The sequence below is a fragment of the Rhodanobacter ginsenosidimutans genome (assembly GCF_042655685.1).
Taxonomy (GTDB): domain Bacteria; phylum Pseudomonadota; class Gammaproteobacteria; order Xanthomonadales; family Rhodanobacteraceae; genus Rhodanobacter; species Rhodanobacter ginsenosidimutans.
Window position 1 is genome coordinate 13,695 of the sequence record NZ_JBHSMM010000007.1, and the last position, 26,340, is coordinate 40,034.

17 protein-coding genes are annotated in these 26,340 nt (G+C 68.0%); 10 read left to right on the top strand and 7 right to left on the bottom strand.

The window, feature by feature from the left end; translation table 11 throughout:
* The first annotated feature begins 40 nt into the window (after positions 1-40).
* The 3 genes from argS to ACFPK0_RS16185 are packed head-to-tail and all read left to right on the top strand — an operon-like array spanning position 41 to position 3,238.
* On the top strand, positions 41-1,726 hold the full coding sequence (gene argS / locus ACFPK0_RS16175; protein WP_377342192.1) for an arginine--tRNA ligase: 1,686 nt from the start codon (positions 41-43) through the stop codon (positions 1,724-1,726).
* On the top strand, positions 1,726-2,454 hold the full coding sequence (locus ACFPK0_RS16180; protein WP_056083871.1) for an SPOR domain-containing protein: 729 nt from the start codon (positions 1,726-1,728) through the stop codon (positions 2,452-2,454). The genes argS and ACFPK0_RS16180 overlap by 1 nt, the downstream gene beginning before the upstream one ends.
* A gap of 28 nt (positions 2,455-2,482) precedes the next feature.
* Positions 2,483-3,238, top strand: a complete 756-nt coding sequence (locus ACFPK0_RS16185; protein WP_377342194.1) for an SDR family NAD(P)-dependent oxidoreductase — start codon at positions 2,483-2,485, stop codon at positions 3,236-3,238.
* 6 nt (positions 3,239-3,244) lie between these two features.
* Here ACFPK0_RS16185 and ACFPK0_RS16190 read toward each other — a convergent pair whose 3' ends face one another.
* The 3 genes from ACFPK0_RS16190 to speA are packed head-to-tail and all read right to left on the bottom strand — an operon-like array spanning position 3,245 to position 7,138.
* Positions 3,245-4,414, bottom strand: coding sequence for a DUF3734 domain-containing protein (locus ACFPK0_RS16190; protein ID WP_056607340.1), 1,170 nt, complete (start codon positions 4,412-4,414; stop codon positions 3,245-3,247).
* Positions 4,411-5,211 (bottom strand): 3-hydroxybutyrate dehydrogenase, encoded by an 801-nt coding sequence (locus tag ACFPK0_RS16195; protein ID WP_377342197.1) that lies wholly within the window; start codon positions 5,209-5,211, stop codon positions 4,411-4,413. Before ACFPK0_RS16195 ends, ACFPK0_RS16190 begins: the two co-directional genes overlap by 4 nt.
* A 37-nt stretch (positions 5,212-5,248) precedes the next feature.
* Positions 5,249-7,138, bottom strand: a complete 1,890-nt coding sequence (gene speA / locus ACFPK0_RS16200; RefSeq protein ID WP_377342199.1) for a biosynthetic arginine decarboxylase — start codon at positions 7,136-7,138, stop codon at positions 5,249-5,251.
* Positions 7,139-7,435: 297 nt separating this feature from the next.
* Here speA and speE point away from each other — a divergent pair, with 297 nt between their 5' ends.
* A complete protein-coding gene (gene speE / locus ACFPK0_RS16205) occupies positions 7,436-8,290 on the top strand; it encodes a polyamine aminopropyltransferase (RefSeq protein WP_056083861.1) in 855 nt (284 codons plus the stop codon).
* A gap of 280 nt (positions 8,291-8,570) precedes the next feature.
* On the opposite strand, the gene ACFPK0_RS16210 is transcribed toward speE, so the two are convergent.
* The gene (locus tag ACFPK0_RS16210) at positions 8,571-8,765 is read right to left on the bottom strand and encodes a hypothetical protein (RefSeq protein WP_056083858.1); all 195 of its coding nucleotides are present in this window, start codon (positions 8,763-8,765) and stop codon (positions 8,571-8,573) included.
* Positions 8,766-8,925: 160 nt separating this feature from the next.
* Between ACFPK0_RS16210 and ACFPK0_RS16215 the strand changes: the two genes are divergently transcribed.
* The 4 genes from ACFPK0_RS16215 (at position 8,926) to ACFPK0_RS16230 (ending at position 13,398) form a co-directional block, all read left to right on the top strand.
* The gene (locus ACFPK0_RS16215) at positions 8,926-9,939 is read left to right on the top strand and encodes a hypothetical protein (RefSeq protein WP_377342202.1); all 1,014 of its coding nucleotides are present in this window, start codon (positions 8,926-8,928) and stop codon (positions 9,937-9,939) included.
* 349 nt (positions 9,940-10,288) lie between these two features.
* Positions 10,289-10,921, top strand: a complete 633-nt coding sequence (locus tag ACFPK0_RS16220) for a ParA family protein (protein ID WP_056083852.1) — start codon at positions 10,289-10,291, stop codon at positions 10,919-10,921.
* Positions 10,922-10,970: 49 nt separating this feature from the next.
* On the top strand, positions 10,971-11,444 hold the full coding sequence (locus tag ACFPK0_RS16225) for a SixA phosphatase family protein (protein ID WP_377342204.1): 474 nt from the start codon (positions 10,971-10,973) through the stop codon (positions 11,442-11,444).
* Positions 11,445-11,526: 82 nt separating this feature from the next.
* The gene (locus tag ACFPK0_RS16230; RefSeq protein WP_377342206.1) at positions 11,527-13,398 is read left to right on the top strand and encodes a phospholipase D-like domain-containing protein; all 1,872 of its coding nucleotides are present in this window, start codon (positions 11,527-11,529) and stop codon (positions 13,396-13,398) included.
* A gap of 51 nt (positions 13,399-13,449) precedes the next feature.
* On the opposite strand, the gene ACFPK0_RS16235 is transcribed toward ACFPK0_RS16230, so the two are convergent.
* Positions 13,450-13,989 carry an energy transducer TonB gene (locus ACFPK0_RS16235; protein ID WP_056083843.1) on the bottom strand — a complete coding sequence of 180 codons (540 nt, stop codon included), beginning with the start codon at positions 13,987-13,989 and terminating at the stop codon, positions 13,450-13,452.
* A gap of 18 nt (positions 13,990-14,007) precedes the next feature.
* Complete coding sequence (locus tag ACFPK0_RS16240) at positions 14,008-15,294, bottom strand: acetyl-CoA C-acetyltransferase (RefSeq protein ID WP_056607329.1); 1,287 nt, start codon at positions 15,292-15,294, stop codon at positions 14,008-14,010.
* Positions 15,295-15,722: 428 nt separating this feature from the next.
* On the opposite strand from ACFPK0_RS16240, the gene ACFPK0_RS16245 reads away from it, so the two are divergent.
* Complete coding sequence (locus ACFPK0_RS16245; protein WP_377342209.1) at positions 15,723-16,847, top strand: hypothetical protein; 1,125 nt, start codon at positions 15,723-15,725, stop codon at positions 16,845-16,847.
* A gap of 101 nt (positions 16,848-16,948) precedes the next feature.
* Here the strand turns inward: ACFPK0_RS16245 and ACFPK0_RS16250 are convergent, their stop codons facing one another.
* Positions 16,949-17,419, bottom strand: coding sequence for a GNAT family N-acetyltransferase (locus ACFPK0_RS16250; protein WP_377342211.1), 471 nt, complete (start codon positions 17,417-17,419; stop codon positions 16,949-16,951).
* Positions 17,420-17,596: 177 nt separating this feature from the next.
* On the opposite strand from ACFPK0_RS16250, the gene ACFPK0_RS16255 reads away from it, so the two are divergent.
* Positions 17,597-26,230 (top strand): GH36-type glycosyl hydrolase domain-containing protein, encoded by an 8,634-nt coding sequence (locus tag ACFPK0_RS16255; protein WP_377342213.1) that lies wholly within the window; start codon positions 17,597-17,599, stop codon positions 26,228-26,230.
* Positions 26,231-26,340 lie beyond the last annotated feature (110 nt).

The window sequence follows — 26,340 nt, forward strand, 5'->3', positions numbered from 1 at the left end:
TCTGCTAGGATTGTCGGTTCCATCACGATATTGAAAGCCCGTGAAAGAACAGCTGCGTGAACTGATTTTGCAGGCAATTCAGGCCTTGCAGGACGATGCCACTCTTCCCGCCGACCTGGCCCTGCCGGGCTTCGTGATCGAGCGGGCGCGCAGCCGCGAACACGGCGATTTTGCCTGCAACGTGGCGATGTTGCTGGCCAAGCCCGCACGCGCCAAACCGCGCGAGCTGGCCGAGAAGCTGGTGGCGGCGCTGCCGGCGAACGATCTGGTGGCGAAGGTGGAGATCGCCGGCCCGGGTTTCATCAACTTCTTCCTGGCCGCCAGCGCGTACCACGCCGAACTGCGGCGCATCCTGGCTGAAGCCGACGCCTATGGTCGCAGCGCCGGCGGCGGCAAGACCGTGGGCGTGGAGTTTGTCTCGGCCAACCCGACCGGCCCGCTGCACGTGGGCCACGGCCGCGCCGCGGCGATCGGCGATTGCCTCAGCCGCTTGCTTGAAGCCACCGGCTGGAACGTGAGGCGCGAGTTCTACTACAACGACGCCGGCGTGCAGATCGCCAACCTCGCCGTCTCGGTGCAGGCGCGCGCCCGCGGCGTCACGCCGGATGACAGCAACTGGCCGGAAAACGGCTACCGCGGCGACTACATCGCCGACGTGGCGCGGGCGTTCCTCGATCGCGATGCGGTGGTCGCCGATGGCGAAACCGTCACTGCCAACGGCGACGTCGACGACCTCGATGCGATCCGCCGCTTCGCCGTGGCCAGCCTGCGCCGCGAGCAGGACCTGGATCTGCAGGCGTTCGGCGTGGGCTTCGACACGTACTTCCTGGAGTCCTCGCTGTATAGCGACGGCAAGGTCGAGGAAACCGTGCGCGAACTGGTGGCGCACGGCCATACCTATGAAGAGGGCGGCGCGCTGTGGCTGCGCACCACCGATTTCGGAGACGACAAGGACCGCGTGATGCGCAAGTCCGACGGCACCTACACCTACTTCCTGCCCGACGTGGCCTACCACCTCAGCAAGTGGCAGCGCGGCTACGAGCGCGCCATCACCGAGCTGGGCTCCGACCATCACGGCTCGCTGGCGCGGGTGAAGGCCGGCCTGCAGGCGCTGAACGTGGGCATCCCGAAGAACTGGCCCGAATACGTGCTGCACCAGATGGTGACCGTGATGCGCGGCGGCGAGGAGGTGAAGATCTCCAAGCGCGCCGGCAGCTACGTCACCTTGCGCGACCTGATCGACGAAGTGGGCCGCGACGCCACGCGCTACTTCCTGATCTCGCGCAAGAGCGATTCGCAGCTGGTGTTCGACATCGACCTGGCACGCTCGCAGAGCAACGACAATCCGGTCTATTACATCCAGTACGCCCACGCCCGTGTCTGCAGCGTGCTGCGGCAGGCGCCGGAAAAGGGCTTCAGCTTCGACCTCGCCGACGGCCTCGCCCAGCTGGCGCGGCTGGACAACGAGCACGAGCAGATCCTGCTGACCGAGCTGTCGAAGTTCCCGGAAATCGTGGAGACCGCCGCGCTCAACCTGGAGCCGCACCTGGTCGCCGGCTGGCTGCGCGAACTGGCCAACGCGTTCCACACCTATTACAACTCGCACCAGTTCCTGGTCGAGGACGCCGCGCTGCGCAACGCGCGCCTGGCGCTGGTGGTGGCCACGCAACAAGTCTTGAAAAATGGCCTGGGCCTGTTGGGCCTCGGCGCCCCGGAGAAGATGTAATGGCAACACGCAAGGGCAAGGGCCGGCAGGCCGTGCGCAACAAAAAGGGTGGTTTCCCCGCCTGGGGCTACGCGATCGTCGGCTTGCTGGTCGGTGCCGTGCTGATGGTGATGATGCTGCGCGGCAGCCTGCTCACCAGCCTGCACAAACCCGAGGGCCCGCAGGCCAATCCGCAGGCCACCGCCAAGCACGCCAGCGAACCGGGCCTGCTCGAAACGGGCAACAACGACGACGCGCCGAAAAAGCCGCAATACGATTTCTACTCGGTGCTGTCGGAGCGCGAAGTGCGCATCCCCGATGCCGAAATCAGCGCCCAGGCGCGCGCCGAGCAGTTGCAGAAACAGCAGGCGGCCACGCAGGCCCAGCAGCAAGCGGCGGCCGGCACCACGCCGGTGGCCACGGCGCCGGTCAGCAACCCGAATGCGCCGGCTGCGGTCAGCGAAGACGTGGTCGCCGCGCCGCGCAGCACGCCTCCGGCCGCAGCGGCGGCGGGCAGCGGTTACCTGTTGCAGGTCGGCGCGTTCCCCAACGCCGCTGACGCGGAGACCCTGAAAGCCAAGCTGGCGATGCAGGGTTTCATCGCCAACGTGCAGACCGTCAATGTCAACGGCCAGACCTACCACCGGGTCCGGCTGGGCCCGTTCCCGTCCGCCACCGACCTGGAATCAACCAAGCAACGGCTGGCCGGCGCGGGTATCAATGCGATCGCCTTGAAGGAAGGTCGCTGAGTCTCACGTTTCTGCCAGGCTTTCGCTCATGACAACCAAGACTGCATGGATCACCGGCGCCACCTCCGGCTTCGGCGCCGCGGCTGTTGAACGCTTCGTGGCCGGTGGCTGGCGGGTGATCGCCAGCGGCCGTCGCGCCGAGCGACTGCAGCCACTGGTGGACCGCCACGGTGCCGAAAACGTGCATATCGCCGCGTTCGACATGCGCGACGAAGCCGCGATGCGCGCGGCGCATGCGGCGCTGCCGCCGGCCTTTGCCGACATCGACCTGCTGGTCAACAACGCCGGCCTGGCGCTGGGCACCGCGCCGGCGCAGCTGGCGGACCTGGCGCAGTGGAAGCAGATGATCGACACCAACGTCACCGCGCTGGTCACGATCACCCACCTGCTGTTGCCGCAACTGATCGAACGCCGTGGCGCCATCGTCAACATCAGCTCGATTTCCGGCAGTTACGCCTACCGCGGCGGCAACGTGTACGGCGGCAGCAAGGCCTTCGTCACCCAGTTCTCGCAGAACCTGCGCGTGGACCTGCTTGGCACCGGCGTGCGGGTGTCGTCGATCGAGCCGGGTATGGCCGAAACCGAATTCACCCTGGTACGCACCGGCGGTGACCAGACCGCCTCCGACCAGCTCTATGCCGGCGTCCACCCGATCACCGCAGGCGACATCGCCGACACCATCTGGTGGATCGCCAACCTGCCCCCGCACCTCAACATCAACCGGGTCGAAGTGATGCCTGTCAACCAGTCAGCGGCCGGCTTGCAGGTGCATCGCGACAGCTGAACCCGCTCAGCCAGCCCCTTTGCGATGCACGTCGTGCGTCACGAACGGGCGCTCCGGGTCGGGCACGGCCAGCCAGTGCGGGTGGGCCAGGGTGTGGCGCATGTCGTCCAGGCCGCTCTGCCAGTGGCTGCGCATGCTGGTGGCGCTGAACTCGTAATCCTTGAAGTGGCCTTCGTGCGGCCGGTCCTGGTAGATCAGGTGGATCACGTTGGTGAGTGCCTCGGCGGCGCGCGCCTCGGCATGGCGGTACGCCGGGTCGTTGCGCCGGTCCTCCGGCACCAGCGCCATCACGTCATGCAGCAGGCGACGCTGCTCCTGCGTCCGCCGCATGAATTCCGTGACCAGGCGGGTGCGGCTGGAGTACTGGATTTCCTTGCTGCGCTCGGCCACGTCGGCGAGGTCGCGTGGCGGCGTGCCGCGGGCGCTCCAAAGATCGACCTGGAACACCAGCGTGTCGCAACCGGGGCGCTCGCTCAGCACCTCGTACAGCGGCGTGTTGGAGACCATGCCGCCATCCCAGTAGAACTCACCGTCGATCTCCACCGCGGGAAAGCCCGGCGGCAGCGCGCCGGAGGCCATGAAATGCTCGGGCCGCAGGCGCTCGCGGCGGTTGTCGAAGTAGGCGAAGTTGCCCGTGCGCACGTTCACCGCGCCGACCGCCACATGCATCGTGCGCGCATCGTTGAGGCGATCGAAATCGACCAGCCGCTCCAGCGTGGCGCGCAGCGGCGTGGTGTCGTACCAGCTCACGCTGCCGGGCGTGGCATGCGCGCCCAGGAACGGCGGTGGCTGGCGCGGATGGAAGAAGCCGGCCTGGCCCTCGGTCATCGCGCGCCACGCGGCCAGGCCGCTCACGCCGTTGAGCCATGCCGTGGGCCAGGCGACCGCATCGAACCACGGCAGCGTCGGCACATCCGGCCACAGCGGCGGGCGGCAGATCGCCTCCCAGAATTCGCGCAGCCGTTCCACCCGCTGTCCGGGCGCATTGCCGGCGATGACCGCCGCGTTCAGCGCGCCGATCGAGATGCCGGCCAGCCGGTTCGGTTGCAGGCCGGCCTCGTCCAACGCCTCGAACACGCCGGCCTGGTAGGCACCGAGCGCGCCGCCGCCCTGCAACACCAGCGCGACGGTGCGGTAATCGCGGGCTACCGTCTCGGCCAGCGACGGGTTGCTCACTGCATGAACCACCCGTGGCTGACCACGACCGACTGGCCGGTCAGCGCCGCGCTGGGGAAGGTGGCCAGGAACAGCGCCGTCTGGGCGATGTCCTCGACGGTGGTGAACACGCCATCGACGGTGTCCTTCAGCATCACGTCGCTGACCACCTGGTCCTCGCTGATGCCCAGCTCCTTCGCCTGCTCGGGAATCTGCTTTTCCACCAGCGGGGTGCGCACGAAACCGGGACAGATCACGTGCGAACGCACGTTGTGCGGCGCGCCCTCTTTGGCCAGCGTGCGCGCCAAACCCAGCAGGCCGTGCTTGGCCGCCACGTACGGCGCCTTCAGCCGCGACGCTTCGTGCGAATGTACCGAGCCCATGTAGATCACGATGCCGCCGTGGCTCCGGCCCTGTTCGTCCTTGCGGTACATGTGGCGCAGCGCGGCCCGGGTGGTGAGGAAACCGCCATCGAGATGGATGGCCATGACCTTCTTCCAGTCGGCGTAGCTGAACTGGTCGATCGGGTTGATGATCTGCACGCCGGCGTTGGAAACCAGGACGTCCAGACGGCCAAATGCCGCCACCACCTGGTCGGTGCCGGCATCGACGGAGGCCTCGTCGGTCACGTCCATCGCGACACCCATGGCGGTGCCGCCGGCCGCGTTGATCTGCGCGGCCACGGCATCGGCCGCCTCCTGGCGGATGTCCGCGATCGCCACCTTCGCGCCACGTTCGGCGTACACCTCCGCGATTGCCTTGCCGATACCGCTGGCCGCGCCGGTGACCAATGCAACCTTGCCATTGAGACTTGTCATGCGTTGCTCCTGCGTTGCGTGAATCGTGGGCTTGCGATCAATGCGTGTCTTCGGCCAGATAGGTGTATGCGGTGAGGCCGCCATCGAGCATGCGGTAGAGCTGATCGGCCTCGGCGCCGGTCACGTCGGCACCGGCGATGCGCTCGCGGTAGCTGCGGCGCAGGGCTTCGAGATCGTAGCCCACGTAATCGAGCATCAGGTCGGTGGTGTCGCCGCGGCGCTGGTGGGCGAACACGAAGCCGTCGCCTTCCACTCGCACGTTCACCGCGTCGGTGTCGCCGAAGAGGTTGTGGATGTCGCCCAGGGTCTCCTGGTAGGCGCCGACCATGAAGATGCCCAGCCGGTAGCTTTCGTCGTCTTTCAGCGCATGCAGCGCCAGGCTCACGTCGACGCCCTCGGCATCGACATAGTGGTCGATGCGGCCGTCGGAGTCGCAGGTGAGGTCGACGATGACGCCGCGACGCGTCGGCTCCTCGTCCAGCCGCGCGATCGGCGCGATGGGGAAGATCTGGCCGATCGCCCACACGTCGGGGATCGATTCGAACACCGAGAAATTGGCGAAATACTTGTCGACCAGCTTCTCGTCCAGCTCATCCAGCGCGCCGCGATGCGAGCGCTCGGCCGGCAGCAGGCGCGTGCGCACGGCGTTGGCCACCGCGTAGTACATCTCGTCCAGCCGCGCGCGGTCGGCCAGCGCCAGCTGGCCCAGCGCGTACAGCGTCTGGCCTTCGGCCAGGTGGTGCTGGGCTTCGTGGAACAGCTCCAGCGGCGGGCGGTGATCGAGTTCGGCCCAGATCTCGCGCAGGTGGCGCAGCACCATCGGCTCGTCCGCCGCCGGGGGTGGAATCGTGCCGGCGGGCACCTGTTCGACCTCGGTCACGTTGACCACCATCACCGCATGGTGCGCGGTCATGGCGCGGCCCGATTCGGTGAGGATGTGCGGCGCCGGCAGGCCCTCGGCCGCGGCGGCTTCGGACAGCGACTGCACGATGGTGGAGGCGTATTGCTCGATCGAGTAGTTGATCGAGTTGTAGCTGCGCGAGCGCGAGCCGTCGTAATCCACGCCCAGGCCGCCACCCACGTCCACGATCTCCAGCGGCACGCCCATGCGGCTCAGCTCCACGAAATACCGCGTGGCCTCGCGCATGCCGTTGGCGATGTCGCGCACGTTGGAGATCTGCGAGCCCATGTGGAAGTGCTGCAGCTTCAATGTGTGTTTGAGCCCGGCCGCATCCAGCCGCTGGATCAGCGTCAGCACCTGGCTCGGCGACAACCCGAACTTGCCCTTGTCGCCGCCGGTGTTCTGCCACTTGCCCGCGCCGATCGAGGCCAGGCGCACGCGCACGCCCAGCAGCGGCTCCACGCCCAGCGCCTTGGCCTCGCTGAAGACATGGTCCAGCTCGGACAGTTTCTCGATCACGATGTGCACGCGCAGGCCGAGTTTCTTGCCGATCAGCGCCAGGCGGATGTATTCGCGATCCTTGTAGCCGTTGCAGATCACGATGGAACCGGGCCGCGCCATCGCCAGCACCGCCATCAGCTCGGGCTTGGAGCCCGCTTCCAGGCCGAAACCGTGGGTGCCGGCGGCCACCAGCTCGCCGGCCACGCCGCGCTGCTGGTTGACCTTGATCGGGTAGATGGCGGTATAGCCACCGGCGTAGTCGTACTCGGCAATCGCCTGGGCGAACGCTGCCTGCATGTGCGCCAGCCGGTCGGCGAGGATGTCGGGAAAACGCACCAGCAGCGGCAGCCGCAGTCCGTCGGCGCGGGCGCGTTCCACGATCGCCGGCAGCGACAGCGCCGGGCCGCCGGGGCCGCGCGGCTGCATCACCATCTCGCCGTCGGCGCTCACGTCCACGTAGCCATCGCCCCAGTGCGGCACGGCGTAGGTGTGGCGGGCGTCGTCGGTAGTCCACTGTTTCGCCATCGATGTCATCTCCTGTGCAGCCGGCGCTGACGGCATCCACCGTCGCGGGCCACGTTTCCACGGATGATCGTCGCAGCGGCGGACCTTGACGGAGTACTTCGGTGTAGCCACCAGGCCCGTACGACCGGAAGCCTCGCACGCCGCGGGGCCGATCGGGCTTGTCGGCACCAGCGCGTTCTGCGCCCGGATGCCAGCGGCCATTGTAATGGCGGCTCGTGACGATAGGGACACGGCGGCCCGCAGGCGTTGCCGCTACAATGAGCGGCCTTGCATCCCACGGTTTTCAGGACACCCGCCATGTCGCAGCAGCTCAGCTGGTTCACCGAAGCCCACCAGGCCTCCGGTTCCTCCATCGGTTTCCGCACCGAGCAATTGCTGCACGCGGAGAAGACCCCGTTCCAGAACATCGAGATCTACCAGACCACCGACTGGGGCAACCTGATGGTGATCGATGGCTGCGTGATGCTCACCACGCGCGACAACTTCTTCTACCACGAGATGATGACCCACCCGGCGCTGTTCACCCATGCGCGGGCCAAGCGCGTGGTGATCATCGGCGGCGGCGACTGCGGCACGCTGCGCGAGGTGCTGAAGCACGAGGAAGTCGAGAATGCCGTGCAGGTGGAAATCGACGAGCGCGTGACGCGCCTGGCGGAGGAGTATTTCCCCGAGCTGTGCGAGGCCAACAACGACCCGCGCGCCGAGCTGCTGTTCATCGACGGCATCAAGTACATGGCCGACGCCGAGCCCGACTCGCTGGACCTGATCATCGTCGACTCCACCGACCCGGTGGGCCCGGCCGAGGGCCTGTTCAACGTGGCCTTCTACGCCAGCTGCTACAAGGCGCTGCGCCACGGCGGCCTGCTGGTGCAGCAGAGCGAATCACCACTGGCGCACCTGGATCTGATCAAGTCGATGCGCTCGGCCATGCGCACGTCGGGTTTCAGCGCGGTGAAGACGCTGCCGTTCCCGCAGCCGTGCTACCCCACCGGCTGGTGGAGCTGCACCATGGCGCGCAAGGGCGGCGACCTGTCCGGCTTCCGCGAGCGCGGTGCCGCCGCCAAGAACTTCCCCACCCGCTACTACAACGCCGAAGTGCACAAGGGCGCGCTGGCGCAGCCGGAGTTCATGCGCGAGGAGTTGGGGGAGTAGCGGGGCTTTCCCGCGGCGTGTCCTTGCCTTATCGATAAACGGAAAAGCCCGCCGGGGCCGTAATCTCCTCTCCCCTTTGGGGAGAGGACACAGGAGAGGGGACGGTGCTTGCGGGGGAGCTGTTGGCGCAGCTTTTCGGCGTCGTGGACAGCTTCGCTGGGGCTTCCCCGCGGCGTGTCCCCTCTCCCCTACCCTCTCCCCAAGGGGAGAGGGTATTACGGCTTGATCTGGCGCTGAGGTTTGGCAATTACGGCTACGCATGAGCCGGCCGCGGGTGCCTTCAGAACATCTTTGATCGCACTTTGGGCAGCAGCACCAGCACCAGTGTCGCCAGCGGTCCGAGTATCAGTGACAGCAGGAACCACAGCAGGCCGCTGCGGTTCTTGCCTTGTGCCAGGGCGGCGTTGATCAACGCCAGCGTGCCCCAGCCGGCGAACCACGGCGCACCGTCGGCCCATGTGGGAAATTGACTCACGGCGGTCTCCTTTGGGTTGCCGCTGCGCCTTCGCGCTGAACAGACGGCCATATTCGTACCGCCAAGCCTCGCGCAAGCGCGCTCGCCGTGCAAACCGTGCGATCAGCCGCGCTTAAGATTCAGCCGTTAAGCTGGGGACTTTGTTTGTCTGGAGAGCATCATGCGCGGATTGCGCTATGTATGGCTGGCTTGCGCATTGACCACGATGGCGGCGCCGGCGTGGGCCGCTCGCCATCCAAAACCCGCGACAAACCACAAGGCCGATGTGGCCCGCGACAAGGCGCTGGCCGGTTTCCAGCGCGATCTGGTCAGCGTGCTGGCGCCGCGCGCCGATGCCTTGCCGCTGCTCGGTGCCGCCCTGCTGGCCCGACCGCTGCCCAACCAGCCCAAGTACAACAGCTTCCACGCGTTGATCGAGCGTGCGGCGCAGGCGCAGGACGCGGGCCCGGCCACCGACTGGGTGCGCCTGGCCGATTGCGACGCCAAGGCGGATGCCTGCCCCAACCGCGAGGCGCTGAGCGCCTTGCAGGCCAAGGCGCCCGACAATGCCGCCGTCTGGCTGCTCAAACTCGGCGACGACCAGCGCCAGCTGCACGACGACGCGGCACGCCAGGATCTGGCACGCGCCGCCGGCGCGAAGCTGTATGACGATTACGCCGGCATCAGCCTGAAGGCCCTCGCCAGCACCGTCGCCGTGCTGCCGCCACCGGCCACCACGCTGGATCCCAACGACACCGCCGGCGCCGCCGGCCTGCAGGTGATGATGGTGTTCGGCAGCGCCCGCGCCCAACCGCAACCGAACCTGCCGGCCGCCGCCAAGCTGTGCGAAGGCGCGGCCGACGATGCCGCGCTGAAGGCCGATTGCCTGAAACTGGGCAAGGTACTGGAGTGGGGCTCCAGCCCGCTGGCCCGCTCGCTGGGCCTGCACCTGCGCGAAACCCTGGCCGACGATGCGGCGCAACAGGAAGACGCCCGCCAGGCCCGCCGCAACCTCGTGTGGCAGGTGCAGAACTTCGCCGCCCTCTCCGCCCGCGCGCAAACCGACCCTGCCGTGGCCCAGCACCTGCTGACCCTGGCCCGCAACGGCGGCAGCGAAATGAGCCTGATGCTGGCCGCCCTGCGCAACGCCAGTATCGCCGCCGAAGCGCCAGCGGACTGGAAACCCGGGAGCTGAGGGGCCGCTTCCCGCAAGCACCGGCCCCTCTCCTGTGTCCTCTCCCCAATGGGGAGAGGAGGTCACGGTGCCCTCGGGCTTCTGTGTTCATCGACCCAGCCACCAACAACGCGGCAAACACCAAACCTGTGTCCTCCCCCCAAGGGCAGAGGACGTCACAGTGCCTTCGAGCCTCGATGTTTGACGGCTTGGCACGGTTACGCTCAGGGCGAATGGTGGAGTTGTGCGACGCCGTTGTCATTCCCGGCTCCCCGGTTCGCCATCTTCAATATCGCTTTCCGCTCGCCCGTTCCCCTTTACCCCTTCCGCGGGTTAGGCTTGATCCACCTTCCGGGGCAAGGGTCAACCGATGCTTACGACGCTGGTGGCATGCAGCAAGGGTGGTTGCGGCAAGAGCACGCTGGTGACGCAACTGGCGTCACACTGGGCACAGGCGGGGCAGCGTACCGCCATCGTCGATGCCGACAAGCAGCATTCCAGTTTCCACTGGGCCGAGTTGCGACCCGACAACGTACCCGGCGTGCTGGCGCTGGAGGGCGGCCGCCGCGGGCTGCAGCGGGTGCCGGACGATACGCAGCAATTGCTGATCGACACCCCCGCCGGCGTCGGCGAGCGTGAACTCGAACCCTATCTCGAACTGGCCAACGTGCTGCTGGTGCCGGTGTTGCCGTCGTCGTTCGACCTCGACGCCACGCTGCGTTTCCTGGACGAACTCAAGGCCATCAACCGCATCAAGCGCGGCAAGTTGCCGGTGGCGCTGGTCGCCAACCGGCTCAAGCCGTGGACCCACGCCAGCCAGGACGCGCTGACGCGGCTGGCCGAGGAGTCGCCTTTCCCGATCGCCGCGCAACTGCGCGACAGCCAGGCCTACGTGCTGCTGAGCGCGCTGGGCAAGGGCATTTTCGATTACCAATCCGAGCAGGTACGCAACCACCAACAGGACTGGAAAGCATTGCTGCGTTGGATCAAGCGCCACCCATGACCCTCGGAGCAGGATCGATCGACACGCCCCCACCATCACGGAGTCACTCATGCACGAATTGATCCTGCTGCGGCACGCCGAGGCTGTCCCCATAGAAACCAGCGGCGACGATCGCCAGCGCCCGCTCAGCAGCCACGGTGAGCAGGAGGCCCAGGCGGCGGGGCTGTGGCTGGCCAGCCACAATATCCGTCCGCAGCGCGTGCTGTGCTCGCCGGCGCGGCGCACCACCGAAACCGCGCGACTGGCGCTGACCGCGCTGGATTCACTGCCGGTGCCGCAACTGGCTGGGGAAATCTACGACGCCTCGCCGGGCGAGCTGCTGGCCCTGCTCGACCAGCATGGCGATATTGGTTCCGTGATGCTGGTGGGCCACAACCCCGGCATCGAGCGGCTGGTGGCCCTGTTGGTGGAAGGCCGCTCGGACGATTTCCGCGGCATGCCGCCGGGCGCGCTGGCGGTATTGCATCTGGATGGCATGCTGGAGCCGGGGAATGCCCGGCTGGACGCGTTCTGGTCGCCGTGATCGCCGCGTCGGGCTGAGCACCGGGCGCGGCACCGCGCCTCCGTCATCAACGCCCTCACGACACTGCCCGTATCATGCGTGCATGTCGTCACGCCTCTTTTCCCTGTCCCTTCTACTCGCAGCCTTGCTGTTGCAAGGCTGCGCCGTGTCGCGCGCGAAAATCCACCAGGCCGACCTGGCGGTGGCCGACACCATCGACCGCCAGCTCACCTGCCAGCAAGCCGACCATTGCGCCCAGCCCTCGCCGCTGCTGCAGGCGGCGGACAGCGCGCTGGCCCAATCCACGCCGGAGCAACCGGTGCACGTGGTCACCCTGCTCGACGACAGCGAGCCGGCGCTGGCCGCGCGGGTGAACCTGGTGCGCGCCGCGCGCAAGTCGATCGACGTGCAGACCTTCATCTGGGCCCAGGACGACGCCGGCCAGCTGATGTTGAACGAGCTGGTGCAGGCGGCGCGACGCGGCGTGAAGGTGCGCATCCTGGCCGACCAGCTGTTCTCCTTCAACGACCTCGACCTGCTCGACCGGCTGGTGCGCGCCAGCGTCAATCTGCACGTGCGGCTGTACAACCCCACCTTCCACAACGCGCGCACGCCGCCACTGGAGTTCGCCGCGGGCGTGATCTGCTGCTTCATGAAATTCAACCAGCGCATGCACAACAAGCTGCTGCTGGTGGACGACAGCATCGGCATCACCGGCGGGCGCAACTACGAGGATCGCTACTTCAACTGGGATGACGACTTCAATTACGTCGACCGCGACGTGATGGTCGCCGGGCCGGCGGCGCGCGAGATGGCCGACAGTTTCGACCTGTTCTGGAACCACCGCCGCTCCGTGCCGCTGACCCACCTGCGCGATCTCAACAAGCGCATCCTGTCCGACGCCGAGGCGCCGACCTGGCGCCCACCGCAGTACCGACGACCCTTGCGCGTGGCGCAGGTGCAACAGGCCGCGGAGGATCCGTCGTGGCTGCATGCGTGGCTGGTCGCGCCGGGCATCGAGGTCGGCAACGTGGATTACTTCAGCGACATGCCGACCAAGACCCGCGCGCCCAAGCGGGCACGCGCGCAGGTATTCACCCGCCACATCATGCACATGATCGCCAGCGCGAAACGCGAGGTACTGCTGCAGACGCCGTACCTGGTGATGAGCGACCAGGCGCAGAAGATTTTCCGCCGACTGCACAAGCGCGCCGAACCGCCGCGCATCGTGGTGTCCACCAACTCGCTGGCGTCCACCGACGCGTTCGCCGTGTACGCCATGTCGTACAAGCACCGCAAACGCTACCTCACCAAATTCGGTTTCGAGATCCACGAGATGAAGCCGCACGCGGTGGCCGCGGCGGTCGACAACGAGCTGGCCAACCTGGGCATGGATTCGCCGACGCCGGCACCGGAAACCGCCACGCCGGCCAGCGCCCGCCAGGCGCGCTTCCACCTGCTGGGCAGCCGCGGCAGCAGCAGCCGGCCAGCGCCGTTGCTCAGCGAAGGCCGCCGCTTCGGCCTGCACGCCAAGTCGATCGTGGTGGACGACAATTTTGCCATGGTCGGCTCGCACAACTTCGATCCACGCTCGGATCACTACAACACCGAATCGGGCGTCATCGTCTACGACCGGCATTTTGCCGACGAACTGCGCAGCTCCATCCTGCGCGACACGCAACCGGAAAACGCCTGGGTGATCGCGCCACGCCGCCCCGTGGTGCCGGTGCTGACGGACATCAACCAGGCCATCGGCACCGTCTCCGAACACCTGCCGCTGTTCGACCTGTGGCCGTTCCGCTACGCCACCAGCTACGACTTGAAGGCTGGCTGCCAGCCCCTGCTGGCCAGCGACCCCAACTTCTTCAACTGCTACCGGCCGGTGGGCGATTTCCCGGACGTGGCGCTGTCGCCGAAGCTGATCATCACGCGGCTGATTACCGCGTTCGGCGTGGGTGCGAAAGGGATTCTTTGAGGAAGCAGGGAATGGGAATCGGAGGGCGGCGCGCTCCGGTCGCAGCGCGGTTTACGGTGCGCGGGCGAGGCTGTCCTGGTGCGAGGAGAAGCGCATCGGCAGTTCGCCGCTGACACCGGCGGGGTGATCGGCCGGTACGGCGAAGCGCCAGCCGCGCACGCTGCGCAAGGCGTGTTCGTCCAGCACCGGGTCACCGCTGGATTCGACCAGGCTGGCGCGGTCGACCTGGCCGCGGCCATCGGTATCGACGTGCACCACCACGCGGCCGTCCAGATGGCCGCGCAGCTTGTACCACGGTTGCGTGGTGTCATACGGCATCGCCACCGGCTCCAGCGGAGCGGGCGGTGATGGCGTGGCCGCAGGCGCCACTTCCTGCGGCGCGGTGCGAACGACCTTCGCCTTCGCCACGTGCACCGGCGCACGCGCATGCCGCTGCACGGGTGCCTTGGCGATGGTGGCCGAATGGCGGCTCGGCGTCTTCGCCACCGGGCCGCTCCAGCCGGCCGTCAGCGTGCTGAGCCAGCCGGTGCCGGCAATGCCTCCGGCCAGCAGCAGCAAGCTAAGACCGGTGGTGGTGCGAAGGCGTGGCATGTCGATACGGGCCGCGACTCACGGCCGCTCGAGAATCGCGGTGACGCCCATGCCGCCGGCGGTGCAGATCGAGATCAGCCCGCGGCCGCTGCCCTTCTGCTCCAGCAGCTTGGCCAAGGTGGCGATGATGCGCGCGCCGGTGGCGGCGAACGGATGGCCCACCGCCAGGCTGGAGCCGTGCACGTTGAGTTTGGCCGGATCGATCGAACCCAGCGGCGCCTCCAGCCCCAGCCGGTTCTTGCAGTACTCGGCCGATTCCCACGCGCGCAAGGTGCACAACACCTGTGCCGCGAACGCCTCGTGGATTTCGTAGTAATCGAAATCCTGCAGGGTGAGGCCGTTGCGCGCCAGCAGGCGCGGCACGGCGACGGTGGGCGCCATCAGCAGGCCCTCGCCGTGCACGAAATCCACCGCGGCCACTTCCGCATCGCGCAGATAGGCCTGGATTTTCAGCCCGTGGCGAGCGGCCCAGTCATCGCTGGCCAGCAGCACCGCGGCCGAGCCGTCTGACAAACCGGTCGAATTGCCCGCCGTCAGCGTGCCCTGGCCGGAGCGCTTGTCGAACGCCGGCTTCAGCGAAGCCAGTTTTTCCAGCGTGGAATCCGGGCGCAGGAAACCGTCGCGCTTCAGCCCGCGGAACGGCACTACCAGATCATCGAAGAAGCCGCTCTCGTACGCCGCCGCCAGCTTGCGGTGGCTGTCCAGCGCCAACTGATCCTGCGCTTCGCGGCTGATGTGCCACTCCTTCGCCATCAGCTCGCAGTGGTCGCCCATCGATTTGTTGGTGCGCGGCTCGGCCACGCCGGGAAACGCGGGTTTCAATTCGCGGAATGAGAAGCCGTGCAGCGCCACCTTCAACTTGTCCAGCGGCGTCTTGGCCCGGTTCATCGCCAGCAGGCGCTTGCGCAGGCGCCGGCCGTAGACGATCGGCACGTCGCTGGTGGTGTCCGAGCCGGCCGCGATGCCCGCCTCGATCTGCCCGGCGGCGATCTTGTTGGCCACGATGATCGCGTTGTCCAGCGAGGTGCCGCAGGCGCGCGCCGTGGTGATGCCCGGCGTGGTCGGTGCCAACCCGGACGACAGCAGTGCCTCGCGCGCCAGGTTCCAGTCCGCCGCATGCTTGATCACCGCACCCAGCGCCACTTCGCCCAGCTCCACCCCATGCAGTCCGTAGCGTTCCACCAGCGCGCCGAGCACCTTTACCGACAAGCCGAAATTGCCGACTTCGGCGTAGGCCGTGTTGTTGCGGCAGAACGGAATACGTACCCCGCCAACCACACCGACGCGCTTCTGCGTGTTCTCCATGCTCAGGACGATCCGAAAATATCAAGTCTCACAAGGCTAACCCGCAGTGCATCCGGGGGAAACCCCACCACGGCGCGGGGTGGCAGGTTCATTCAGCCGCGGCGAACCGCAACCGCCACCCCTCGGCACCACAAAAAAGCCGTAATCCCCCTCTCCCCTGCGGGGAGAGGGCAGGGAGAGGGGGCACACGCCGCGGGGAAACCGCGACGAAGCGGAACACGCAGCAGGGAAACCCCAGCGAAACCACACCGCCGAAAACTCCATCCATCAACCTCCCCCGCAAGCACCAGCCCCCTCTCCTGTGTCCTCTCCCCAATGGGGAGAGGAGATCACAGTGCCCTCGGGCTTCTGTGGTCATCGTCCTTCGACTCCCAGGCCCCCATCCCCCATACCCGCTAGAATTGGTCTTCCCGCCCGGAATTCCCCACGTGGAAGCGCAAACGCTGCTCGACCTGCCCGCTGTACTCGCCCTCGAAATCGCTGCCGGCCAGACGCCGCCCCGGCTCACGCTGACGCGCGACGAGGCGGATGAGTTGGCCGAGCACGTGGCCACCGACCTGCGCGGGCTGGTACCGCAGGTGGACGCGGCGCGGCTGGCGCTGGCTGGCGCGCTGTTCGATCCGGTGGAATTGCTGCGGCCGAATTTCCCGGTGTGGTCCACGCTGGGCGACCTGGCGCGCCGCGTGCCGCGCGGCCAGCTGGAGAACGTGGTGGCCTTTGGCAGCAACGACGGCCAGATGCCGGCGCCTGCCCTGGAGCCCTCACCGCATTACGCCGACGGCCCGATGCGCCTGCTGCCGCTGAGCCTGCTGGCACCCGCCGAGCTGGCCGAGACGCTGTCCGAGCAGTGGGAGCTGCAACTGATCGGCCGCGGTGAAGCCGGCGCGCACACCGCCGACTGGCTGATGCGCACGCTGGGCATTCCGCTGGAGCACGTGCGCTACCTCACCCGCCACGACCTGATGGCGCTGACCTGCGTGCAGTACGAGCATGTCAACCTGGCGCCGCTGTGGGCGCTGCTGGAAGCGGCCCTGCTGACGCCCGAGCGCGACGAGTCTGCGATGAGCGCCCGCGGCCTGGGCTGGCATTACGCGCAGGGCACCATCACCGCGCAATCGCCCGCGCAATGGTTGGCCACGCAGCACGGCGAGCCGCAGCAACGCGCCCACGATTTCGCCGGCATCGTGTTCGAACTGCGCCAGTACGCCGCCCTGCTCGACGCCCACCAACTGCCGCTGGCCATGGCCGGCGACGACAGCGAAGCCGGCCGCGGCTATCTGCTGGAAACACTGGCGCCCGCCGCCGCCAACGGCAGCACGCCCACGCTGTATGCGCACGAGGCGCCGGGCCTGGGCGTGGTGGCGATCACGCTGAGCCAGCGCGATGCCGACGGTTCGGTGCGCGTTCTGGCGCACGGTTACCCGCTGCATCCGCAGGCGCGCGACGCGCTGCTGAGCCGACTTTCCGAACGCTACGGCATGGCCATCGAGCTGCAGGCACGTGGTGAGGTCGTGCTGGATGAGAGCGGGCGGTTGTCGGCACCCACCCAATAGCGGTCCTCAGCCCCACTTGTGGGAGCGACTTCAGTCGCGATGCTCCTGCTTTGAAAGCCAAAAGCAAAAGGCATCGCGGCTGAAGCCGCTCCCACAGAAAATCACCTGTGGTCGCCCGTCGTGAAATCCGTCTCATACATCCAGTACGGGCAGCGCTGCATGCCCAGCTGCGCGTAGGTGGCCTGCGCGCGCTCGTTCTCGGTTTCCACATACAGCCGCAAACCCACCGCACCGGCTGCGCGGGCGCGTTGCGCCACGTCCGCGTGCAGCGCGCGGAACACGCCGCTGCGGCGCGCGGCGGGGATCACGTACACGCTCTGGATCCACCAGAAATCGCCGTTGCGCCAGTCGCTCCATTCGTAGGTCAGCAACAAGCCGCCCACCGCCACGCCGTCGCGCTCGGCGATCAGGTAGAAGCCGCGCCGCGGTTGCTCCAGCACGCCGGCGATGCCGCGTTCCAGCACGGCGGGGTCCAGCCGTTTGTGCTCGGTTTCCCACGCCATCGCGCTGTTCCAGGCCAGCAGGTCGGGGATGTCGGCAACCGTGGCCGGGCGGATCGACAGGGGCGGCATGGGTGGCTCCGGTGGAGGGGGAGCGGGCCATGCTAGCGCATCGTCTTCACACGCCGACGCGTACGCTGGCAGCAGAGTCAGCCGCCGAGGCGGTCTGCTCCTCACACGACAGGGTCGGGCGATCGCACGCAGCGGACGCCGGTGCCTGCGCGTGGCCAGCGCCCAAGGAAACCGGAATTGAAAATCGCAAGCCTGCTCGATCTGTTGAAGTTGCGTCGCCTGCGCGCGTTCCGCCGCCGCCGCGTCGCGGCGCATGCGCGGCCGGAGCAGGAGCCGGCACTGCGCTCGGAGCTGTTCAGCGCCGAACAGATGGAGCGCCACGGCGCGGTGCTGGCCGCGCAGCACAAGATCAGCGAGCGCTCCAACGCCGACCTGCTGCTGGCGCGCCTGGCCGACAACGAAGCGGTGCTGCTGCACACTTGCGAACGCCTCACCGCGGCCACGCGCAAGCGCAGCCGGGTCACGCCGGCGGGCGAATGGCTGCTGGACAACCTGTACCTGATCGAGGAGCAGATCCGCCTCGCCCGGCGCCACCTGCCCAAGGGCTACAGCCGCGAACTGCCGCGGCTGAGCCAGGGGCCGTCGATCACCCTGCCGCGCGTGTACGACATCGCGCTGGAGATCATCTCGCACGGTGATGGCCGGGTGGACATCGCCAGCCTCAGCCGCTTCGTGATGGCCTACCAGACGATCACGCCGCTGAAGCTGGGCGAGTTGTGGGCGATCCCGATCATGCTGCGGCTGGCGCTGATCGAGAACCTGCGCCGCGTGGCGGCCCGCGTGATGGCCGACTGGCGCCACCGCAGCGAAGCCGTGGGCTGGGCCGACGCGCTCACCGCCAGCGCCGAAAGCGACCCCAAGAACGTGGTGCTGGTGGTGGCCGACATGGCGCGCTCGGACCCGGCCATGGCCAGCTCGTTCGTGGCCGAGATGACGCGCCGGCTGCAAGGCCAGAGCCCCGCGCTGGCGCTGCCGCTGAGCTGGATCGAACAGCGGTTGTCCGAATCGGGCCAGAGCATCGAGCACCTGGTGCAACTGGAGGCGCAGCAGCAGGCCGCGCACCAGGTGTCGATCAGCAACAGCATCGGCAGCCTGCGCGCGCTGTCGGCGATCGACTGGCGCGATTTCGTGGAGCACACCAGCCTGGTCGAACAACGCCTGCGCAAGGAGCCGGCCGGCATCTACCCGACCATGGATTTCGCCACCCGCGACCGCTATCGCCACGTGGTCGAGTCGATGGCGCGCAATCACCACCTGACCGAACAACAGGTGGCCGACGCGGCGCTGGAATTGTGTGGCCGTGCGGAGCCGCCCGCGTTGCAACAGCATGTCGGTTTCTACCTGATCGACGAGGGCCGCCGCACGCTGGAGCAACGCCTGGGCGTGCGCCCGCTGCTGGGCGAGGCGCTGCGTCGCCAGTTCGACCGCACGCCACTACCGGTGCACCTGGGCCTGCTGGCGCTGCTGACGTTCCTGTTCGCGCGACCGCTGGTGCTCACCGCGTTCCATGACGGCCTGCCGCTGTGGGGGATCATCGCCATCGCCATCCCCGCCGCCATCGTGGCCAGCCAGCTGGGCATGAGCCTGCTCAACTGGCTGGCCACGCTGATGGTGGAACCGCAGCGGCTGCCGCGGATGGATTATTCGGCCGGCATCCCGGCCAGCGCGCGCACGCTGGTGGCGGTGCCCAGCCTGTTCGCCAACGCGCAGGACATCGAGGATCTGGTGGAGACGCTGGAGGTGCGTTTCCTGGGCAACCGCGATCCGAATCTTCACTTCGCGCTGCTCACCGATTTCACCGACGCGGCCAGCGAAACCCTGCCCGGCGACGCTGCGCTGCTGGCGCTGGCGCAGCGGCGCATCGAGGCGCTCAACGAGCGCTACGCCACCACCGACAGCGACCGCTTTTTCCTGTTCCATCGCCCGCGCCGCTGGAACGATGCCGAGCAATGCTGGATGGGCCACGAACGCAAGCGCGGCAAGCTGGCGGACATGAATGCCCTGCTGCGCGGCAACGGCCACGACCGCTTCCAGTTGATCGTGGGCGACATCGACACGCTGGGGCCGGTGCACTACGTGATCACGCTGGACACCGACACCCAGCTGCCGCGCGACTCCGCGCAGGAGATGGTGGCCACGCTGGATCACCCGCTGAACCGCGCCGTGTACGACCCGGAGCAGCGACGCGTGGTGGCCGGCTACTCGATCCTGCAACCGCGCGTGGGCGTCAGCCTGCCCAGCACCGCACGCTCGCGCTACGCGCAGTTGTACGGCAGCGACGCCGGCATCGACCCGTATACGCGGATGGTTTCGGACGTCTATCAGGATGTGTTCCAGGAAGGCTCGTTCATCGGCAAGGGCATCTACAACATCGATGCGTTCGAGCTGACGCTGGACGGCCGCTTCCCGGAAAACCGCATCCTCAGCCACGACCTGGTGGAAGGCTGCCACGCGCGCTCGGGCCTGCTCAGCGACGTGCAGGTGTACGAGGAATACCCCGCCCGCTACAGCGCCGACGTCAAGCGTCGCCACCGCTGGATCCGCGGCGACTGGCAACTGCTGCCCTGGCTGCTGCCGTGGGCGCCGACCGCGCACGACGGCTGGCGCCGCAATGCGCTGACCGCGTTGTCGCGCTGGAAAATCCTGGACAACCTGCGCCGCAGCCTGGTGCCGCCGTCGCTGGTGGTGTTGCTGGCGGTGGGCTGGCTGATGTTGTCGCCGCCGCTGTCGTGGATGCTGGCGGTGCTGGCGATGGTGGTGCTGCCGCCGATGCTGGCGGCGCTGCTGGACCTGGTGCAGAAGCCGGCCGAGGTGCAACTGGATCAGCATCTGCGCGCGGCCTTCCGCTCGGCCGCGCAACACCTGGCGCGCATGCTGCTGGGGCTGGCGTGGCTGCCGCACGAAACCTTGTACAGCCTCGACGCCATCGTGCGCACGCTGTGGCGCATGGGTTTCAGCGGTCGCCATTTGCTGCAATGGCAGACCTCCAGCGATGCCGAACGCACCAGCAGCAACGCGCTGGGCGCGCTGTGGCGGCTGATGTGGATCGGGCCATTGCTGGCGCTGGTGCTCACCGTGGTGCTGGCGCTGCACCGGCCGATGGTGTTGTTGCTGGCCGAGCCATTGCTGCTGCTGTGGCTGTGCTCGCCAGGTTTCGCCTGGTGGATCAGCCAGCCACGACGCGCCAGCGCGTTTGCGCCCAGCGGTAGCCAGCAGCGTTTCCTGCGCTCGCTGGCGCGGCGCACCTGGGCCTATTTCGATACCCATGTGGGCCCGGCCGAGCACTGGCTGCCGCCGGACAACATGCAGGAAGACCCGGAGCCGGTGGTCGCCCACCGCACCTCGCCCACCAATATCGGCATGGCGCTGCTGGCGAACCTGGCGGCCTACGATTTCGGTTTCCTCAGCATGGGCCGGCTGCTCGACCGCACCCGCCACACGCTGGCCACGATGCGCGCGCTGACGCGTCACCGCGGGCACTTCTACAACTGGTACGACACGCAGACCCTGCAGCCGCTGCAGCCGCTGTACGTCTCCACGGTGGACAGCGGCAACCTCGCCGGCCACCTGTTGACGCTGCAGCCAGGCCTGCTGGCGCTGGTCGACGAGCCGCTGTTCCACCCGCGCCTGCTGCACGGCCTGCGCGATACCGTGGCGGTGTTGCGCGACGCGCTGGGCAGCGTGCGCCCGACCGTGCTGCAACCGATGCGGCGCGCGCTGGATGCCGCGGTGGAAACGCCACCGGCCACGCTCGGCGAGGCTGTCGCGCTGCTGCAACGCCTGTGCGACCACGCCAACGCACTGGCGCTGGAATTGCCGCAGGAACCGGACAACGAGGTGGCATTCTGGAGCGCTGCGCTGGTGCAGCAATGCCACGAGCTGTACGACGACGTGCAGGCCTTCCAGCTCGATCCCCCGGCCGACGAGAAGATCAATTTCAGCGGCATTCCCACCCTGGCCCAGTTGGGTCGTATCGAGCCGCTGTGCTGGCCCTGCGAGGCCGGCGCCGAGGCGATCCGCGAACGCGCGCGCGAGCGCATCGCCCTGCTGGAGCAACTGGCCGACCAGGCCGGCGAGATGGCCGTGGTCGATTACCACTTCCTGTACGACGCCGGCCGCGACCTGCTGGCGATCGGCTACAACGTGGACGAACGCCGCCGCGACGAAGGCTATTACGACCTGCTGGCCTCCGAGGCGCGGCTGGCCAGTTTCGTGGCCATCGCCCAGGGCCAGCTGCCGCAGGAAAACTGGTTCGCACTGGGCCGGTTGCTGACCACCAGCGCGGGCGAGCCGGTGCTGTTGTCGTGGACCGGCTCGATGTTCGAGTACCTGATGCCGATGCTGGTGATGCCCAGCTACGAGAACACCCTGCTGGACCAGACCTGCCGCGCGGCCGTGGGCCGGCAGATCGAATACGGCAACCAGCTGAATGTCCCGTGGGGCGTTTCCGAATCCGGTTACAACACCCGCGACGCGCAGTTCAACTATCAATACCGCGCGTTCGGCGTGCCCGGCTTGGGCCTGAAGCGCGGGCTGGGCGAGGACGTGGTGATCGCGCCCTACGCCACCGCGCTGGCAATGATGGTGCGGCCCGCCGCCGCCACCGCCAACCTGCAACGGCTGGCGACGGAAGCCGGCGCGCTGGGGCGCTTTGGCCTGTACGAGGCGATCGACTACACCCCGGCGCGGCTGCCGGTGGGGCAAGGTTCGGCGCTGGTGCAGTCGTTCATGGCGCATCACCAGGGCATGAGCCTGCTGGCGCTGGCGCACGCGCTGCTGGGCCAGCCGATGCAGCGGCGGTTCGAGTCGTACCCGCCGTTCCAGGCCACCAGCCTGCTGCTGCAGGAGCGCATCCCGCGCACCGCAGCCGAATACCTGCATGCGTCGGGCTTCCCCGAATTCGACGGCACACCACGCATGGCCGAGTCGCGGCTGCGCATCTTCACCGACCCCGACCGCCCGCGCCCCGCCGTGCAGCTGCTGTCCAACGGCCGCTACCACGTGATGGTGAGCAGCGCCGGCGGCGGTTACAGCCGCCGTGGCGAGCTGGCGCTGACGCGCTGGCGCGAGGACATCACGCGCGACCACTACGGCATGTTCTGCTACCTGCGCGACGTGGCCAGCGGCGAGTACTGGGCCACCACCTACCAGCCCACGCTGAAGAAGACCGAACTGTTCGAGGCGATCTTCTCCGACGCGCGGGCCGAGTTCCGCGTGCGCGAGAAGGATTTCCACGCCCATACCGAGATCGTGGTTTCGCCCGAAGACGACATCGAACTGCGCCGCACCCGCATCACCAATCGCGGCCGTGGCCGACGCACGATCGAGCTGACCAGCTACGCCGAAGTGGTGCTGGCGCCGCCGATCACCGACGCCGCGCACCCGACCTTCAGCAACCTGTTCGTGCAGACCGAGCTGCTGCCCGAGCTGCAGGCCATCGTGTGCAGCCGCCGGCCGCGTTCGCAAGGTGAGGCGGTGCCGTGGATGTGCCACCTGCTGGCCGTGCACAACGCGCACATCGACCAGATTTCCTACGAGACCGATCGCGCCCGCTTCATCGGCCGCGGCCGCAGCACCGCGCAACCGCAGGTGCTGGATCTGGAGCAGGCCCGGCTGTCCAACAGCGAGGGCTCGGTACTCGATCCAATCGTGGCGATCCGCTGTCGCATCACGCTGGAGCCCGAACAGTCGGCCACCATCGACCTGGTCACCGGCATGGCCGACAGCCGCGACGGCTGCCTGCAGCTGATCGGCAAATACCGCGACCGCCACCTGGCCGACCGCGTGTTCGACCTGGCCTGGACGCACAGCCAGGTGCTGCTGCGCCAGCTCAACGCCAGCCTGGCCGATGCGCAGCTGTACGAACACATGGCCACCGCGATCATCTACCCGAACACGCAGTTGCGCGCTGACCCGGCCGTGTTGCGCGGCAACCGGCGCGGCCAGTCGGGGCTGTGGGGGCAATCGATTTCCGGCGACCTGCCGATCGTGCTGCTGCAGATTTCCGACCCGGCGCGGATCGAGCTGGTGCGCCAACTGGTGCAGGCCCACGCGTACTGGCGGCTGAAAGGCCTGACAGTGGACCTGGTGATCTGGAACGAGGACCGCGCCGGCTACCGGCAGGAGCTGCAGGACCAGATCATGGGCCTGATCGCGTCGGGCAGCGAAGCGAGCCTGCTCGATCGCCCCGGTGGCATCTTCGTGCGGCCGTCGCAGCAACTGTCCAGCGAGGATCGGATGGTGGTGCAGGCCAGCGCCCGCATCATCCTGGGCGACACCCGCGGCAGCCTGACCGAGCAGATCAGCCGCCGCCGCGTGGAAACCCACGCCCCGCGCTTCGAACCCGACCGCACCCGCCGCGCCGCCGCCCCCACCGAAACCATCACGGCCACGCCCGAGCCGCGCACGCTGCAATTGCCCAACCCGCACGGCGGTTTCAGCGCGGACGGCAGCGAGTACGTGATCGTGCTGCGCCCCGGCGACGCTACCCCGGCACCGTGGTCCAACGTGCTGGCCAACCCGCATTTCGGCACCGTGGTGTCCGAAAGCGGCGGCGCCTACACCTGGGGCGAGAACGCGCACGAATTCCGGCTCACGCCGTGGCACAACGACCCGGTCAGCGACAGCAGCGGCGAAGCCATCTACCTGCGCGACGAGGACACCGGCCAGCACTGGTCGCCCACCCCGCTGCCGCATCGCGGCGAGGGCGAGTACGTCACCCGCCACGGCTTCGGCTACAGCGTGTTCGAGCACACCGAGGACGGCATCCACGGCGAACTGTGGATGTACGTGGCGCTGGATGCCTCGGTGAAATTCTCGGTACTGAAACTGCGCAACGGCTCCGACCGCCCGCGCCGGCTCAGCATCGTCGGCTACGTCGAATGGCTGCTCGGCGACCTGCGCGAAAAAACCTCGATGCACGTGGTCACCGAAGCCGACCCCGCCACCGGCGCGTTGTTCGCGCGCAACGCCTACAACGGCGAATTCCCCGACCGCGTGGCGTTCTTCGACGTCGACGACCCCGACCGCCGCGTGGGCGGCGACCGCACCGAGTTCCTGGGCCGCAACGGCAGCATGCATACGCCGGCGGCGCTGGAGCGCGCGCATCTCTCCGGCCGTCTCGGCGCCGGCATGGACCCCTGCGGCGCCCTGCAGATGACCGTGCCGCTGGAACAGGGCGAGCAGCGCGAGATCGTGTTCCGGCTGGGCCTGGGCCGCGACAGCGCCGACGCCCGCGCCCTGGTGCAGCGCTTCCGTGGCACCAGCGCCGCTGCCGACGCGCTGGCCCAGGTGCGTGCACACTGGCAACGCACGCTGGGCGCGGTGCAGATCAGGACGCCCGAGCCCGCGCTGGACATGCTGGCCAACGGTTGGCTGATGTACCAGACCATCGCCTGCCGCTTCTGGGCGCGCAGCGGCTACTACCAGTCCGGCGGCGCGTTCGGCTTCCGCGACCAGCTGCAGGATTCGATGGCGATGCTGCACGCGGCGCCGGAGCTTTCCCGCGCGCAACTGCTGCTGTGCGCCGCCCACCAGTTCCCCGAGGGCGACGTGCAGCACTGGTGGCACCCGCCGCTCGACCGCGGCGTGCGCACCACCTGTTCGGACGACTACCTGTGGCTGCCGCTGGCCATCAGCCGCTACGTGCTGGCCACCGCCGACACCGCGGTACTGGACGAGCGCGTGGGCTATATCGAAGGACGCGCGCTGCATCCCGACGAGGAATCCTATTACGACCTGCCGCAACCCTCGGGCCTCATCGAAACGCTGTACCAGCACGGCGTGCGCGCGATCGAACACAGCCTGCGCCGCGGCGTGCACGGCCTGCCGCTGATTGGCGGCGGCGACTGGAACGACGGCATGAACCGCGTCGGCGAAAAAGGCCGCGGCGAAAGCGTGTGGCTGGGCTTCTTCAGCTGCGAAGTGATGAACCGCTTCGCCGAAGTGGCACAGCTGCGCGGCGACGAAGCCTTCGCCAAACGCTGCCATGACGAAGTGCAAAAACTCACCGCCGCACTGGAACGGCACGGCTGGGACGGTGAGTGGTTCCGCCGCGCCTACTTCGACGACGGCACCCCACTGGGTTCCAGCGAAAACATGGAGTGCCGCATCGACGCCATCGCGCAGAGCTGGTCGGTGCTGTCCGGCGTGGCCACGCCGGAACGCCAGGCACAGGCGATGGCATCACTGGACCGCCATCTCGTGCGCCGCGACGCCGGCCTGATCCAGCTGCTCGACCCGCCCTTCGACAAATCCCCGCACGACCCCGGCTACATCAAGGGCTACGTGCCCGGCGTGCGCGAAAACGGCGGCCAGTACACCCATGCCGCCATCTGGACCACCATGGCCTTCGCCGAACGCGGCGACCACACCCGCGCGTGGGAACTGCTGCGCATGATCAACCCGCTCAACCACACCAACGACGCCACCGAGATGGACGTCTACAAGGTCGAGCCCTACGTCATCTGCGCCGACGTCTACGCCGTCCAACCCCACACCGGCCGCGGCGGCTGGAGCTGGTACACCGGCTCGGCAGGCTGGATGTATCGCCTGATGGTGGAGTCGTTGCTGGGCCTGAAACTGGAAGCCGGCCACCTCCGCTTCGCGCCCGTGCTGCCGCCGGAGTGGGAAGGTTTCTCGATGACCTATCGCCACGGCGACACCACGTACCGGATCGAACTGCGCGTGGTTCCGCCCGACAGCCCCGCCACCGTCCACCTCGACGGCATCGCGCGACCCGACGCCCATATCCCGCTGAAAGACGATGGCGCGGACCATCACGTCTTGATCAACCACCCCCGCCCCCACTGACTCGCCACCCGAATAGCCCTCTCCTCCCCGGGGGAGAGCGGTTGGGGGAGAGGGCCCGACAGCACGCACACCCCCACCCCATGCCCGAATAGCCCCTGTCCCCTCGGGGA

What these genes read in the sequence shown, in the direction of transcription:
- ACFPK0_RS16225 (WP_377342204.1), top strand. Translation starts at nt 10,971, where the DNA reads ATGCACGAATTGATCCTGCTGCGGCACGCCGAGGCTGTCCCCATAGAA.
- ACFPK0_RS16235 (WP_056083843.1), bottom strand. Translation starts at nt 13,989, where the DNA reads ATGCCACGCCTTCGCACCACCACCGGTCTTAGCTTGCTGCTGCTGGCC.
- ACFPK0_RS16240 (WP_056607329.1), bottom strand. Translation starts at nt 15,294, where the DNA reads ATGGAGAACACGCAGAAGCGCGTCGGTGTGGTTGGCGGGGTACGTATT.
- ACFPK0_RS16195 (WP_377342197.1), bottom strand. Translation starts at nt 5,211, where the DNA reads ATGACAAGTCTCAATGGCAAGGTTGCATTGGTCACCGGCGCGGCCAGC.
- ACFPK0_RS16185 (WP_377342194.1), top strand. Translation starts at nt 2,483, where the DNA reads ATGACAACCAAGACTGCATGGATCACCGGCGCCACCTCCGGCTTCGGC.
- ACFPK0_RS16250 (WP_377342211.1), bottom strand. Translation starts at nt 17,419, where the DNA reads ATGCCGCCCCTGTCGATCCGCCCGGCCACGGTTGCCGACATCCCCGAC.
- speE (WP_056083861.1), top strand. Translation starts at nt 7,436, where the DNA reads ATGTCGCAGCAGCTCAGCTGGTTCACCGAAGCCCACCAGGCCTCCGGT.
- ACFPK0_RS16220 (WP_056083852.1), top strand. Translation starts at nt 10,289, where the DNA reads ATGCTTACGACGCTGGTGGCATGCAGCAAGGGTGGTTGCGGCAAGAGC.
- ACFPK0_RS16230 (WP_377342206.1), top strand. Translation starts at nt 11,527, where the DNA reads ATGTCGTCACGCCTCTTTTCCCTGTCCCTTCTACTCGCAGCCTTGCTG.
- speA (WP_377342199.1), bottom strand. Translation starts at nt 7,138, where the DNA reads ATGGCGAAACAGTGGACTACCGACGACGCCCGCCACACCTACGCCGTG.
- ACFPK0_RS16180 (WP_056083871.1), top strand. Translation starts at nt 1,726, where the DNA reads ATGGCAACACGCAAGGGCAAGGGCCGGCAGGCCGTGCGCAACAAAAAG.
- ACFPK0_RS16215 (WP_377342202.1), top strand. Translation starts at nt 8,926, where the DNA reads ATGCGCGGATTGCGCTATGTATGGCTGGCTTGCGCATTGACCACGATG.